Genomic DNA, 14,206 nt, shown 5'->3' with positions numbered 1-14,206 from the left:
CATTCCGCTGCACCGGCCTGTTCAAACCCGTTTCAACACGTGTCGTATCGGGCGATCCGCAAACGATTCGCGCCACCTTCGGGCGGCAGGTCCAGGCGTCGTCGTTCGAGCTGTTCCGCGGTTGTTCAACCGAAATGAGGGTCTTCATGAAAACGAAAATGAACGTGAAATTGACGGGCATCGCCTTGTCGGTCGCGGCTTTGTTCAGCGTGGCCGCCAGCGCGTCGGAGGCGGTGGTCGTGACGTCCGTGCCGGGAAGCCTGAGCAATGCCGATGGTGTGATCATCGGCGGCGGTTCGTCGGCGGCCGGGGGGCTCGTCGGCACCGTGACGGGATGGGGGAACGCGATCGTCTCGGTTGGCAGCCCGACGAATGCCGGCGGTATCGCGATCGGGGCGGCAGGGTCGGCGGCGGGGAGTGCGGCCATCAATCTGGGTGACGGATTGCTCACGCCGGTCGCGGGCGTGGCCGGTTCCTTGACGGGGGCACTCGGCGGGATTGGTGGCGGTGGCGGTGGCGCTACGGGCGGTATCGGGGGCGTGCTCGGTACGGTCACTGGCGCGCTGGGTGGCGTGGGTGGAAGCGGTGGATCGACGGGTGGTCTCGGCGGCGTGGTTGGCACGGTGACGGGCGCCTTGGGCGGCATCGGCGGGACGGGTGGTGCGACGGGTGGTCTGGGCGGGGTCGTTGGCACGGTAGCCAATGCGGCGACTGGTGCGGTTGGTGCGGTCACTGGCGCGCTGGGTGGCGTGGGTGGCAGCGGTGGTTCGACTGGTAGTCTCGGCGGCGTGGTTGGCACGGTGACAGGAGCGTTAGGTGGCGTTGGCGGCAGCGGCGATCCGACTGGTGGGCTCGGCGGTGTGGTCGGCACGGTGACTGGCGCGTTGGGTGGTATTGGCGGGACCGGTGGTGCAACGGGCGGCCTGGGTGGTGTCGTTGGCACGGTAGCCAACGCGGCGACCGGTGCGGTTGGCACGGTCACTGGCGCGTTGGGTGGCGTGGGTGGAAGCGGTGGTTCGACTGGTGGGCTCGGTGGCGTGGTTGGCACGGTAGCTAACGCGGCAACCGGCGCGGTCGGCACGTTGACGGGTGCGCTGGGTGGCGTGGGCGGCAGCGGTGGATCGACGGGTGGTCTCGGTGGCGTGGTTGGCACGGTGACGGGAGCTTTGGGTGGCATTGGCGGGACTGGTGGCGCAACGGGTGGTCTGGGTGGCGTCGTTGGCACCGTAGCCAATGCGGCAACTGGTGCGGTTGGCACGGTCACCGGTGCGCTGGGTGGCGTGGGCGGTGGTGATCCGGCTGGTGGTCTCGGTGGCGTGGTTGGCACGGTGACTGGCGCGTTGGGCGGCATCGGCGGGACTGGTGGCGCAATGGGTGGTCTGGGCGGTGTCGTTGGCACGGTAGCCAATACGGCAACTGGTGCAGTCGGCACGTTGACGGGTGCGCTGGGTGGCGTGGGTGGCAGCGGCGGTTCGACTGGTGGTCTCGGTGACGTGGTTGGCACGGTGACGGGAGCTTTGGGCGGCATTGGCGGGACGGGCGGCGCAACAGGTGGTCTGGGTAGCGTCATTGGCACCGTAGCCAATACGGCGACCGGTGCCGTCGGCACGGTGACGGGTGCGCTGGGAGGCGTCGGCGGCAGCGGTGGATCGACCGGCGGCCTCGGCGGTGTGGTCGGCACGGTGACGGGAGCTTTGGGTGGCATTGGCGGGACTGGTGGCGCAACGGGTGGTCTGGGCGGTGTCGTTGGCACGGTAGCCAATGCGGCAACCGGTGCGGTTGGCACGGTCACTGGCGCGCTGGGTGGCAGCGGTGGATCGACTGGTGGTCTCGGTGGTGTGGTTGGCACGGTGACGGGCGCCTTGGGCGGCATCGGCGGGACGGGTGGTCTGGGTGGCGTCATTGGCACCGTAGCCAATACGGCGACCGGTGCAGTCGGTACGTTGACGGGAGCCTCGGGCGGCATCGGCGGGACGGGTGGTGCGACGGGTGGCCTGGGCGGCGTCGTTGGCACGGTAGCCAATACGGCGACCAGTGCGATCGGCACGTTGACGGGTGCCCTGGGTGGCGTGGGCGGCAGTGGTGGTGCGGTAGGCGGCCTGGACGGAGTCGTCGGCACAGTAGCCAACACGGCAACCGGTGCAGTCGGTACGTTGACGGGAGCCCTGGGTGGCATCGGCGGGACGGGTGGTGCGACGGGTGGCCTGGGCGGTGTCGTCGGCACGGTAGCCAATACGGCGACCGGCGCGATCGGTACCGTAACGGGCACCTTGGGCGGCATCGGCGGGACTGGTGGCGGGGCAGGCGGCCTGGGTGGCGTCGTTGGCACGGTAGCCAACACGGCAACCGGAGCAGTCGGCACGTTGACGGGGGCACTGGGCGGGGTTGGCGGCAGCGGGGGTGCGATCGGCGGCCTGGGCGGCGTCGTGGGCACGGTCGCCAACACCGGCACGGGAGTCGTCAACGCCGTCACCGGTGTCGCGGGCACTGGCGGCGCGCTGATCACGCCGATCACCAGCATCGTCGGCACCCTCGGCACCCTCGGCGGATCGCTGCCGATCGGTGCCGCCAACGGTGCAATCGGTGCGGCGTCCGGCGCGGTAACCGGAATCGCCGGCAGCGGCACGGCGGCGATCACGCCGATCGCATCGGCCGTTACGTCGCTGATCGGACCTGCAACGAGCGGTGTCGGCGGCATCGTCGGTTCCGGAACCGGCGTCATCAATGGCGCAAGCGGTGCAGCCGGATCCCTCGCGACGGTGACGACCGGCCTCGCGGGCACGCTGGCGAACACCGTAACCGGTACGACCGGCGCGATCGCAGGCACGTTGCCGGCACTGAGTGTCGCACTCAACGGCGGCACGGCAGCCGGTGCAGTCGGCGGTGCGACCAACGCAGTCGGCACGCTTGTCTCCGGCGGCGCGACGATCGTCAACGCGGCGGTGCATTCTGTCGGTTCGGCAGTCGGCTCGGTGGCCGGCGTAGTCCCGGCACTGGCTGTCTCGCTGAACGGCAATTCCGGGCAAGGGGGCGGCGCTGTGACGGGTGGCGGTCTGCTGGCACCGGTGACGGCACTCGTCAGTTCGCTCACCGTTCCGGTGGTCAAGAAGTAGGCAACGTCGCTTCCGCGGCCGCCGCATGGATTGGGCGGCCGCTACGTTTCATGTTCGACACGATCGACGGTTGCAGGATGGTGGTCTCATCATTTGCGACGCCCCATCTCCATTCCCCCGTTTTGAACAACCTGTCGAGGGCGTCATCCGCAACGCAGCTGACGGGGCGTGGGCGCATCCCGGAATGGCGCGTGAACGCTGACCCTTGCACGTGGCGATCCAGGCAATGACATTGCGTCGACGTTGAATAGCCAACGTTCCGAATTAGATAGGGGGCGTGCCAGCGTCCTGTATCCCGCATTGCATTGGGCAATCCCGTGACCCGAATAACTGCAATGCATTCAGTAATTAATTCGCTTCGATCAGCGATGCGAACCGTTTCGCCGAGGCCGCTTCGAGCGTTGCGTCCGGCCGGCGCCCGGCGTAGAAGACGCGTATCCGCGCGATGCCCACCTGAATGGCGATGTCCCGCGGCCATTTCAGGAGCGACGCGATATCACGGTAGAGAACGTCTGCCACTCCCGCCTGGCGCGCCCGTTTCGCACGAGACCTTTGTCCGACGGCTCGGTTTTTCCATCACTTCATCCCGGTGCCAATTCCTATCAGGGAAATCCCGGTAGTCCGCAAGGGTATCAAACGCGATTAACTTATATCAAACAAATTTTGACGACGATTTATGTTCCTGATATGGTTTTTCGCACCTGCAAAGCGCGTCCCGGTTGCGTTGGCGCTCGGCGAAAAGTTCGCGTGCTTCGCCAGCGGCTGAACCGGACGCTCGATCAGCCTGCGACGGCGGTCGGCATTCCCAACCCGCTTGTTGTCGCGGGTGGAGCGTGGCCCGGTTTCGTCTTCGCCGACCTCGCTCGTGGGGATGGCGCGAGTGTGGCACGTGACGATGCAGCGTTTCTTCGAATTGCCATCGAAGAAACCTTCGGTTCCGCGCGGTGATCCGCTCGAGTTTTTCGGCTTCGCGGATTCGGCACGTCTGTTCGTCCGGACGGCGAATTCGATAGCAGCTGGAGCGGCAACGGAAGCAAGGCAGCGGCTTTCGTCCAGGCGGGACGCCGCGATGGTTCCAATCGAGGGCATGCCGGACAGGTCGAGATGCGAGGCGCCTTCCTGCATGAAATTTTGAGGATAACGAAATGATCGAGTCGAATATGCCGATCTGGAGAACATGAAGCCGGCTGTTGCAACCTGAGACGACGCGCGGGCCGTGCGCCGTCATCTGCATTCGAATACAACAAAACCCGTTTCAAACAATCCCGCAACCACTCCTGACAGTGAAATACAGATGAACAACAAGAAAATCAAGGTCAGCGTTATCGCTGTTGCCGCCTTCGCAGCGTCGTCGGCAGCAATGGCGCAGTCGTCGATCACCCTGTACGGCATGCTCGATGCAGGTATCGGCTACACGTCGAACATCAATGGCCACAAGCGGTTCGGCCTCGATGGTGGTGCCGCAGGTTCGAACAAGTGGGGCCTCAGGGGGACGGAAGATCTCGGTGGCGGCCTCAAGGCGATCTTCAAGATCGAAAACGGCTTCAACATTGGTACGGGCGGCATAGGCGGCCAGGGGCCCATCGGCTCCACGCGTTCGTTGTTCAACCGCCAGGCCTACGTGGGCCTCTCTTCCGATCAGTACGGTACCGTGCGGTTGGGGCGCCAGCTCGACGCCGTGACGGAAATGGTTCAGGTCCTGACGGGCGACGCCATTTCGGCGTCGACGTTCTCGACCCCGGGCGACGTGGACAACAACGACAACACGACGAACCAGAACAGCGCCGTGAAGTACATTTCACCGCTTTACCACGGCTTCCAGGCTGAAGGCGCGTACTCGTTCGGCGGCGTGGCCGGTTCGACGGGTTCGGGTCAGTCGTGGTCGGTGGCCGCGAACTACGCTCAGGGTGGTCTGACGGTCGCCGGCGGCTACTTCCGTGCTGTCAACCAGGGTGCGAACGGGTGGACGAACGCCACGGCGCAACCCAGTTTCGGCGGTGCGCTGGGCTATCCGAGTTCGGGTTACAACGGCGGCAATGCATTCAAGAGCGCGGGCATCGCGCAAGTCGCGACTCAGTACCAGATTGGTCCTTACACGGCGGGCTTGCGCTACTCGAACGCCCAGTACCAGGGCAACGCCGGCCAACCGTCGATCCACTTTAACGTGCTGGGTGCCCTTCTGCAGTACCAGGTCAACCCGGCGCTGTCGCTGGCGACCGGATACACGTATGTGTACGGCTCCGCGGCCACGCCTGCGCTGGCTGCCGAAGGCCGCACGATGGCGTCGATCAACCAGGTGTCGCTGGGTGCGACGTACTCGCTGTCGAAGAGCACCGCGCTGTACGCGATGGGCGGGTACGTTCATGCCAAGGGCGCTCAGGCTTCCGTTGCGGACTTTGGCAACACCGCATCGGGCGGCAACCAGGTTCAAGTCAACATCGGTATGTACCACGGCTTCTGATCGTCGGCGTGGAAGTCCGGAGTAGTGGCTGCACTACTCCGGCAAAGCAGCATTCCTTTGGCAGCGACCCCCCTCGAGCGGGTGTCGGGAGCTGAAAATTCCCCTTATCGGTCGTTCGTTCTGCAGACAGTGACGAAGTCGCTGCATGGCGGGACGATGATCCCGCATCCGCATCCGCATCCGCATCCGCATTGCGTTCAGCGGTGAAAGGCGGTTGCTGGCGTTTCCAATGATCGAGGACCCGCTTCCGGCGGACATCAACCGCCAGGTCGCGCTCAGATTCCCATCCGCTCCGCGACACCGTCCCGATCGACGAACTTGTGTTTCAGCCCGGCCGCGACGTGCATGACCAGCAGCAAGCCCAGCGTCAGCACCAGCGCGCGATGCAGCGAATCGGTCAGGAGTCGCAGCGGTTCGTCGCGGCCAATCAGCACCGGCAATTCCGTGATGCCGAAGAAACTGACCGGATGGGCGCCAGCGAGGCGGTGCACGTAGCCGGTCAGCGGCACGAGACACAGCAGCAGGTACAGCACGCCGTGCAGTGCACCGGCGATCCGGGCCTGCCATGCCGGAACACTGGCCGGCAGCGGCGGCGGCGTATGTGTCGCACGCCACGCGAGGCGCGGCACGGTCAGCATGAAGATCAGGCTGCCGATCGATGCGTGATAGAACAGGATGCCGTTGAACTGAGACGAGTTGTGCGGAAAGGTATCCATGTAGATCCCGATCATCAGGTTCAACAGGATCGAGATGGCGATCGACCAGTGCATGGCGATCGCGAAGCGTGTGTAGGCGGCGTGGTTGGGGTGTGACATTGCGGTCTCTCCGTTTCGGTTGGGCGTCGTGCACCGGCTCGTTCGGCGTGGTGAGCGGCCTGACGCCCCGATATACCGGAGCCGGGATGGTTTTATTCCCGCGGTGCGGATCGATCGCGATGCTTTTCGTGTGGAAGGCAATCGAAATGCCTTGAAAGGTATCGGGTGTTCTTGGCGGCATTGCATCGGCCGCAATACCCGAAACGCATGAGGGGCGGCTTGTTTCGGCGCGGCCATCACCGATGTTCGACGGCCATGCCAACGGTCGCTTTCCGTCACGGCGCCCATCCTGCCGCGACCGTGCGCGCGATCGTTGCGACGGACCCGCAGACATCGATGCCGAAACGGTAACGCCGTCAGCCTGTAACGTCCGCTCCAGACATGCTGAACAGCCGGGCGACGACCGAACGCAGCCAGCGATTGCCGGCCTCCTGGTGGTAGCGCGCGTGCCAGTGTTGCCGAACGGCAAAGCTCTCGACGGGAATGGGGCAGGGATGTACCGAAAGATCGCTGGCCTGGGCCAGCGTCTCGCCGATATGGCGCGGCAAGGTCGTGATCAGATCGGTGGTCTGCACAATGGCGCCGAGCCCCAGAAAACCGGGCAATTCAAGCACCACCTGCCGTTCAATGCGTTCCCGCACGAGCGCCTGCTCGAGCAGCGCCGTGCCCGTTCCCCCCGTGATCGCCACATGGCCTTCGGTGCGATAGGCCTTGACGCCGAGCCGCTTGTGAATACGCGGATGATGGCGATTCGCCAGGCACACCCAATCCTGCTCGTATAGCTGTTGCTGATAGATGCCGCCGCTCAGCCACGGCACGTATCCGATCGCAAGATCGGCCTCGCCCGATTCGAGCGCGCGTTCCGTGTGGCCGTCGATCCGCGCGGCTTCCAGGCGCACGCGAGGCGCTTGCGCGCGGACATAGGCGAGCAGACGCGGCAGCAGCGTCACGTGACTCGCATCGGTCATGCAGATGCGAAAACGTCTCTGCGCGGTCGCCGGATCGAAGGCGATTTCCCAGGCCGAGAAGCGCCGCAACGATTCGAGAATCTCCCGACATGGGCCGATCAGCGCATCCGCTTGCGGTGTGGGCGCCATGCCGCCGGGCGTCCGGATAAAAAGGGGATCGTGCAAATGCTCGCGCAACCGCGCGAGCCAGATGCTGACGGTCGGCTGGCTCTGACCGAGTTGCTCGGCCACGCGCGTGACGCTGCGCGTGTCGTAGAGCAGGTCGAACAACTGCAGCAGCTTGAGGTCGGGCAGATCGGTCGGAATCATCGCAGGTCAACGATATTGCGTATGGCAATGATGTCATTGTATCCATTGTATTGCGACATGATGCGGCGGCTCCTATCGTGACGTCACACGTTAAGGAGACGCACTTGAAAATTGCCATTCTGGGTGCCGGCGCGCTGGGCTGCGCGATTGGCGCGACGCTCACCGAAGGCGGCCACGAGACCTGGCTGATCGACCGCTCGCCCGAGCATGTCGATGCGATGCGGGCCCACGGCCTGCGCGTCGATGACGCAAGCGGCACGCGCCAGGTGCAAGTCCGCGCGACCACCCGGCCGGACGAAGCAGGGGTGGCCGAGGTCGTGATCGTGCTCGTCAAATCGTTCCACACCGATGCGGCGATTCGCGGCGCGCAAGCGCTGGTGGGACCGGAAACACAGGTGCTGTCACTGCAAAACGGCCTCGGTCACGAAGACATTCTTGCCGACGCCGTGGGCCGCGAACGCGTGCTCGCGGGCAAGACCTATGTGGGCGGCGTACTGCGCGGCATCGGGCATATCGAGTCGGGCGTCGTGGGCAAGCACACCATCATCGGCGAACTGGACGGACGCGTGACGGATCGCGTTCGACGTATTGCCGACGCATTCAGCCACGCGGGCCTCGACACGCAGGTCAGCGACAACATCGTCGGCACCATGTGGGACAAGCTGCTCGTGAACGTCGCGACGGGCGCGCTGACCGGCATCACGTCGCTGACTTACGGCCAGCTTTATGACGAGCCGCTGCTCAAGGCCACTTCGCTGGCGGCCGTCGCGGAAGCAATCGCGGCCGCGAAGGCGGCAGGCGTCACCCTGTCGATGACCGATCCGGAGCAGGCGTGGTCGCTTGCCGCCGAGGGCTTGCCCGCTGCGTTCAAGACGTCGATGCTGCAAAGCCTCGAAAAAGGGTCCATGACCGAAATCGACTTCATCAACGGCTCGGTCGTGCGCTGGGGCGCGCGTTACGGTGTGCCGACGCCGGTCAACGCCACGCTGGTTGCGTGCATCAAGGGCATCGAGCGCGCGATGGTCGACCGCCGGAAAGCGGAGGCGCCAGCATGAGCCAACCGAAAGCCTATCTCGAACACGTCGCCATCTTCGTGCGCGACATCCACTGGCACATCCGTTTTTTCGAGGACGTGTTCGGCATGACGATGCGCGAGGTCGACGGCACGACCGAAGCGCCGCGCCAGTACTGGACGCTCGGCGGCATGCAGTTCATTCACCAGCCGGATTTTTCGGGCCCCGAAGGAAGGCTCGGCCATCTCGGCATCATGTGCGAGGACGTCGAAGCGTCGCTCGCCGCCGCCCGACGCCACGACGTGCAGCCCATGCCGCAAGGTGCGAACTGGCTGCGTTTGCCCGATGGTCTCGCCATCGAATTCATTCAGGCGAAACCCGCGCACTGCGTGGAGCAGGCGCTCGCCATCGATCCGCGCGCGGAGGCATGACATGACCATCGTCGAAAAATACTGGGACGACGCACGCGAAGGCGACGAATGCGTGAGCCCGAACTACATCGTCACGAAGGAACGTATTCTCGCGTATGCCGATCTCACCGGCGATCACACTCCTGTGCACGTCGATGAAGCGTATGCGAACGCGAGCCACTTTGGCTGCCTCGTCGCGCATGGATTGTTTGGTCTTTCGATTGCCGATGGTCTGAAGACCCGCAGCGATTATCGCTTTGTGCCGGGCATGTCGCTGGGCTGGAGCTGGGACTTCGTTCTGCCGATCAAGGTCGATGACGTGTTGCATGTGAAGTTTCGCATCGGCGCGATGCGCCCGAGCAAGAGCCGCCCGGATTGGGGCATCGTGACGCTTCCTTCGGAGCTGATCAATCAGCACGGCGAAGTCGTGCAGCGAGGCGAGCATCGTCTGATGGTGCCGCGCCGGCCGGGAGCCGAACGATGAAACAGGCGCGTCCACTGGAAGGGATTCGTGTCGTCGACTACAGCCACTTTCTCGCGGGTCCGTATGTGGGGCGTTGCCTCGCGGCGCTGGGTGCGGAAGTGATCAAGGTCGAGCGACCCGGCAGCGGCGACGCGGGACGCCAGCACGCGACCGTGCTTGACGATCGCTCGAGCGGCTATTTTCTGCAGCTCAATATGGGCAAGCGCGGTGTCAGCGTGAACATGAAGGACCCGCGCGGAAAGGCCTTCATGGAGCGGCTCTGCGATTCGGCCGACGTATTCGTGGAGAATTACCGGCCCAGCGCGCTCGACAAACTCGGGCTCGGCTACGAAGCGCTTTCCGCGCGCAATCCAGGGCTGGTGTACTGCTCCATTTCCGCGTATGGCCACACGGGGCCGGACGCGCATCGCGCGGGTTTCGGCCTGATCGCCGAGGCCAAGAGCGGCATCATGCAGATGGTCGGCACGCCGGGAGACCGTCCACCGCTGCTGCGTATTTCGCTCGGGGATATGTACACGGGCATTCATGCGGTCGCGGCCATCAATGCGGCGCTGCTCGGCCGCGTGAAAAGCGGGCGAGGGCAGCACATCGACATGGCGCTTTACGACACGCTCGTCTCGATGCACGAATATGCGGTCCAGTGCTACACGCTTGCCGATGTGCTGCCCGAACAGACCGGGCACGACATGCCCGGCTCGACGCTGTATGGGGTGTTTCGCGCGATCGATGGCGATCTGGTGATCGCCGCGCAGGTGGACGATGCGTGGAAGCGCTTCGCGTCGCTGATCGAAGCGAGCGGCGGGCCGCGCGGCTTCGGCAGCGACGAGCGGTTTCACCATAGCGTGGGTCGTAATACTCATCGGCTGGACATTCTCGGCGTGGTCGAGCCGTGGGTCGCCGCGCGCACGGTGACGCAGATTCTCGAACTGCTCGACGGCATCGATGTGCCGTGCGCGAAGGTGCAACGTATCGACGAAGTGATCGCCGATCCGCAAATCCAGGCACGCGGCATGATCGTCGAGCAGGAGCATCCGCGTTACGGCACGCTGCGCCTGCCGAATCTGCCGTTCCGGTTTTCCGCGTGCGATACCACGATCCGCGAGGTTGCCCCCGATCTGGGGCAGCACAATAGCGAAGTCGCGCAATCGTTGGGTTTCACGCCCGCCGAGATCGATGCGATGCAAACCGACGGCGTGCTGTTCGACAAGTGAGGCGACGATGAGCGATACCTATGCGGTGATCGGCAATCCGATCGGCCATACGAAATCCCCGCTGATTCATGGTCTTTTCGCCGAAGCGACGCAACAGGCGATGCACTACACGGCTATCGAGGGGCCGTGCGAACCGGATGACGCGTTCGCGGCAACGGTGCGGACATTTATCGCGGCCGGCGGCAAGGGCATGAACATCACGGCGCCGTTCAAGCTTGCGGCATTCGACATGGCCGATGAGCGCAGCGAGCGCGCGACGCTTGCAGGCGCGGCGAATGCGTTCAAGTTCGAGGGCGGCCGGATTCTCGCAGACAACTTCGACGGCATCGGTCTGCTGCGTGATATCGAGGTGAATCTTCACACGCCGTTCGCGGGCAAGCGTGTGTTGCTGCTGGGCGCCGGCGGCGCGGCCCGCGGCGCGTTGCTTCCCTTCCTGGGCGCGCGCCCCGCACAACTGGTGGTGGCTAATCGTCATGTCGAGAAAGCGCAAGCGCTGGCATCGCAATTGGCTTCGTATGGGCCGATCACGGCGTGCGCTTACGGGGAACTCGATCGCATGGGGCGCTTCGATCTGGTGGTCAACGCGACGTCCGCGAGTCTTACCGGCGATTTGCCGCCCGTGCCGCCCGGCGTATTCAGCCCGCGTGGTACAGCCTATGAACTGGCCTATGGCAAGCACCTCACACCGTTCTTGCGACTGGCGCGCAATGCCGGGGTCGCCGGTGTAGCCGATGGTGTTGGCATGCTGGTGGAGCAGGCGGCGGAAGCCTTTGCGTGGTGGCGCGGCGTGCGCCCCGAGACGCAAGCGGTGATCGACCTGCTTACCGTTCCGCTGGATCGCGTGTGAACGTCCGCGAGCGATACGGGACTTCGATACATCTGCTGAGCGCGTTCATCAATTCGATGTGTCGACGGGTTGAATCCACGGCCGATTTCAGGCATGTGGAACGCTATGATGCTGTTTCCGATGAAACGAGTCAGCGTCAATGGTGATCGTTAGACGGAGGTGAAAGTCTGCGTCACTCAACGCACGATTCTTTCCCCGACGATCATCGACGAGGCCACCCCATGCAACTTCAAACCGGCAATCTTTTCACCACCGATGGCCAGCGCGGCAACGATGAACAAATCGACCGCCTCGTCACCGGGCAGCGTCTGAACGTAGAGCGAATCGTGTCGATGGGGCACACGAGCCCCGATGGCTTTTGGTATGACGACTCACGCGCCGAATGGGTCGTATTGCTGTCGGGCGCAGCCGTACTCGAATTCGAAGAAGGCCCGACGCGCCATGAAATGCATCCCGGAGACTACGTGCTGATCGAGCCGCATTGCCGACATCGCGTTGCATGGACGCACGAAGCAACGCAATCCGTCTGGCTTGCGATTTATTACGAACCTTGAATCAGGAAAGTTTGGGCGACACGAAATCCGGCGCGTAGCGTGCAACCACGCGCCGGATGGCGCAAATCTTCACCACACCGGAACGGCTTTTAAATACCGCCGGTATCGATGCCCAAATAGCAGGACGGCGCGCTCGTGCGCGCGCCGGTGCGCGTCGAGAATCTTATTCCTGGATCAGGAATCGATTGCGATTCTTCGCGTCCTTGATCCATGCGGGCGCGCGACCGCGGCCCGACCAGGTTGCCCCGGTCTTCGGGTCGCGATACTTTGCCTGCACGGGGGCGGCCGCTTGCTTGGCCGGTCGACCACGACGCGTACCGAAAATGTCTTTCTCGGTAATGCCGAATTCCGCAACTTTGGTGCGGATGTCGTCGACGATCGCCTGGAATTCCGCGGCACGTGCAGCTTCGGCTTTCTCGGCCAAAGCTTCCATTTGGGCTTTCAGTTCCTTGTACGTTGCCATGTATCACTCTTCAGGTTGAGTACACATATGATAGCGGTTTCAGCGGAAAGTTTTGAGGAAATTCTCTTCGACTACGAGATTTGTCATCGATAAAGCAATGCAGGACTGCTTCGAACACCTGAAAAGTGTGTCATGTATGAGAAAGCGTAGAGGATTACCCGGAAACTTTTAACGGCGGCGGCACGTCGCTTTGATCGGACGCGGCGGGATTTTTTCGTCGAGACAAGCGGACGAGACTTAATTATTCTTTACATTTTTCTGAAGTATCGGGGAATTCACCAATGAACAGAGACGATAAGCTGATGCAGGTCGCGGCCGAATTCGGCTTCAATCCGGACGAGGAAATCAGGATCGGCGGAAAGTACACGCCCATTCTGGTGGACGGGAACACGGCCTACATTGCCGGCCAGATTCCGCGGATCGGCGACGTGGTGCATTTCGTGGGCGTAGTGGGGGAATCCGTTTCGCTCGACGAAGGTCGCCGGGCCGCCGGCGTATCGGTGCTGCGTGCGCTGTCGCTGATCAGGAAGCACCGCGGCACGCTCGACGCGATAGCAACCGTGCCGCGCATCACCGTGTATGTGCGAAGCGCACCCGGCTTCACGATGCAAAGCGAAGTCGCCGACGGCGCATCCGACATGCTGTACGCGGTGCTTGGCGACGCAGGCGTTCATACGCGTACGTCGGTCGGCGTGCTGCAATTGCCCAAAGGGGCGTCGGTGGAAGTCGATTTCGTTTTCGGGCTGAAGCAGGGCGATGTCGGTATCTGACTTCAGCGGACCATGTCTCGTGAGTGTGTAGTTGCGCGAAACATTCCCATACTCGACGCACGACGCGCCTGCCGGTGAAAGCACGCGCCGGCGATACGGAAAGCAAAGCAAGCAATTGCCGCCAAGGGACTTCGACAGGCTGCTCGTCGAGGAGGATCTCGCGAAGCTTCAGGCGGCAACCGCATGCCTTCCGCGCACCGCCCGACGACCTGACAATTCCGGAAAATACCGCCCCGCCAATATCGCCCCGCATCCCCACTTTGGGAGATGTCATCGCCCAACAGTCAGCCTACGATTGACCACAGGGCATCGGGGCCGGAAGTCGTCGGAACAATCGGACAGGCTCCCCATTCCGTATCGAAATCAGCAAATGCCCATGCGGTTTACTGACACAGCGCCTGCGTACGATGGCGACAGACGTGTGCGGTGAATGCTTTACACCGCAACACGATGGCGCGTTGATGACGGAAGGCCTGCTGTCGTATTTCGGGGAATTTCAATCAATATGCTGGCACGAGACTATGCGGAACGAGAGCTTTCTCACATTCAGAGAATGGTGGCTCTCCTGGACAGCGAGACGAACGCTGACGATGTGTCGATGTCGGGTGCGGGGCGCGTGCGGCATCCGAGCTACTGGCGCGGGCGAATCGAGGAGCTGCTGTCGGCACCCGACGTGCCGCGCCACGTCAGAACGCTCAGCGAAGCGGTGCTCGCGAAGATCAACGCGATGGAAATGCGGTTTTCGACGATGAAGTAAGCACATCGTCGGATACGGCGCGGGCATGCGC

15 protein-coding genes are annotated in these 14,206 nt (G+C 63.5%); 10 read left to right on the top strand and 5 right to left on the bottom strand.

Annotated elements, in window-relative coordinates; all coding sequences use genetic code 11:
• Positions 1-146 precede the first annotated feature (146 nt).
• A complete protein-coding gene (locus tag CFB43_RS36270; RefSeq protein WP_089499075.1) occupies positions 147-3,113 on the top strand; it encodes a beta strand repeat-containing protein in 2,967 nt (988 codons plus the stop codon).
• 348 nt (positions 3,114-3,461) lie between these two features.
• Here the strand turns inward: CFB43_RS36270 and CFB43_RS38685 are convergent, their stop codons facing one another.
• Positions 3,462-3,632 carry a hypothetical protein gene (locus CFB43_RS38685; protein WP_179254983.1) on the bottom strand — a complete coding sequence of 57 codons (171 nt, stop codon included), beginning with the start codon at positions 3,630-3,632 and terminating at the stop codon, positions 3,462-3,464.
• A gap of 123 nt (positions 3,633-3,755) precedes the next feature.
• A complete protein-coding gene (locus CFB43_RS39250; RefSeq protein WP_144023184.1) occupies positions 3,756-4,238 on the bottom strand; it encodes a hypothetical protein in 483 nt (160 codons plus the stop codon).
• 169 nt (positions 4,239-4,407) lie between these two features.
• Here CFB43_RS39250 and CFB43_RS36265 point away from each other — a divergent pair, with 169 nt between their 5' ends.
• Positions 4,408-5,574 carry a porin gene (locus CFB43_RS36265; RefSeq protein WP_089498855.1) on the top strand — a complete coding sequence of 389 codons (1,167 nt, stop codon included), beginning with the start codon at positions 4,408-4,410 and terminating at the stop codon, positions 5,572-5,574.
• Between the two features lie 275 nt (positions 5,575-5,849).
• On the opposite strand, the gene CFB43_RS36260 is transcribed toward CFB43_RS36265, so the two are convergent.
• Together CFB43_RS36260 and CFB43_RS36255 are read right to left on the bottom strand one after the other, a co-directional pair.
• Positions 5,850-6,389 carry a cytochrome b gene (locus CFB43_RS36260; protein WP_179254982.1) on the bottom strand — a complete coding sequence of 180 codons (540 nt, stop codon included), beginning with the start codon at positions 6,387-6,389 and terminating at the stop codon, positions 5,850-5,852.
• A gap of 356 nt (positions 6,390-6,745) precedes the next feature.
• The gene (locus CFB43_RS36255; protein ID WP_089498853.1) at positions 6,746-7,666 is read right to left on the bottom strand and encodes a LysR family transcriptional regulator; all 921 of its coding nucleotides are present in this window, start codon (positions 7,664-7,666) and stop codon (positions 6,746-6,748) included.
• Between the two features lie 104 nt (positions 7,667-7,770).
• Between CFB43_RS36255 and CFB43_RS36250 the strand changes: the two genes are divergently transcribed.
• The 6 genes from CFB43_RS36250 (at position 7,771) to CFB43_RS36225 (ending at position 12,185) form a co-directional block, all read left to right on the top strand.
• Positions 7,771-8,721, top strand: a complete 951-nt coding sequence (locus CFB43_RS36250; protein ID WP_089498852.1) for a ketopantoate reductase family protein — start codon at positions 7,771-7,773, stop codon at positions 8,719-8,721.
• Positions 8,718-9,110 carry a VOC family protein gene (locus tag CFB43_RS36245; RefSeq protein WP_089498851.1) on the top strand — a complete coding sequence of 131 codons (393 nt, stop codon included), beginning with the start codon at positions 8,718-8,720 and terminating at the stop codon, positions 9,108-9,110. The genes CFB43_RS36250 and CFB43_RS36245 overlap by 4 nt, the downstream gene beginning before the upstream one ends.
• A 1-nt stretch (position 9,111) precedes the next feature.
• Complete coding sequence (locus CFB43_RS36240; RefSeq protein ID WP_089498850.1) at positions 9,112-9,573, top strand: MaoC family dehydratase; 462 nt, start codon at positions 9,112-9,114, stop codon at positions 9,571-9,573.
• On the top strand, positions 9,570-10,784 hold the full coding sequence (locus CFB43_RS36235; protein ID WP_089498849.1) for a CaiB/BaiF CoA transferase family protein: 1,215 nt from the start codon (positions 9,570-9,572) through the stop codon (positions 10,782-10,784). Before CFB43_RS36240 ends, CFB43_RS36235 begins: the two co-directional genes overlap by 4 nt.
• A 7-nt stretch (positions 10,785-10,791) precedes the next feature.
• Positions 10,792-11,631, top strand: coding sequence for a shikimate dehydrogenase (gene aroE / locus CFB43_RS36230; protein WP_089498848.1), 840 nt, complete (start codon positions 10,792-10,794; stop codon positions 11,629-11,631).
• A gap of 221 nt (positions 11,632-11,852) precedes the next feature.
• Positions 11,853-12,185, top strand: a complete 333-nt coding sequence (locus CFB43_RS36225) for a cupin domain-containing protein (protein ID WP_089498847.1) — start codon at positions 11,853-11,855, stop codon at positions 12,183-12,185.
• Positions 12,186-12,348: 163 nt separating this feature from the next.
• Here CFB43_RS36225 and CFB43_RS36220 read toward each other — a convergent pair whose 3' ends face one another.
• Complete coding sequence (locus CFB43_RS36220) at positions 12,349-12,648, bottom strand: H-NS histone family protein (RefSeq protein WP_011350136.1); 300 nt, start codon at positions 12,646-12,648, stop codon at positions 12,349-12,351.
• A gap of 281 nt (positions 12,649-12,929) precedes the next feature.
• Between CFB43_RS36220 and CFB43_RS36215 the strand changes: the two genes are divergently transcribed.
• Entirely contained in the window at positions 12,930-13,418 is a 489-nt protein-coding gene (locus CFB43_RS36215) for a RidA family protein (RefSeq protein WP_089498846.1), read from the top strand.
• 505 nt (positions 13,419-13,923) lie between these two features.
• Positions 13,924-14,175, top strand: a complete 252-nt coding sequence (locus CFB43_RS36210; protein WP_089444442.1) for a hypothetical protein — start codon at positions 13,924-13,926, stop codon at positions 14,173-14,175.
• Positions 14,176-14,206 lie beyond the last annotated feature (31 nt).

It is taken from the genome of Burkholderia sp. AU15512, from assembly GCF_002223325.1.
Classification (GTDB): Bacteria; Pseudomonadota; Gammaproteobacteria; order Burkholderiales; family Burkholderiaceae; genus Burkholderia.
Note: the sequence above shows the minus strand (reverse complement) of the source record. Positions and strands in the feature narration are given on the sequence as shown.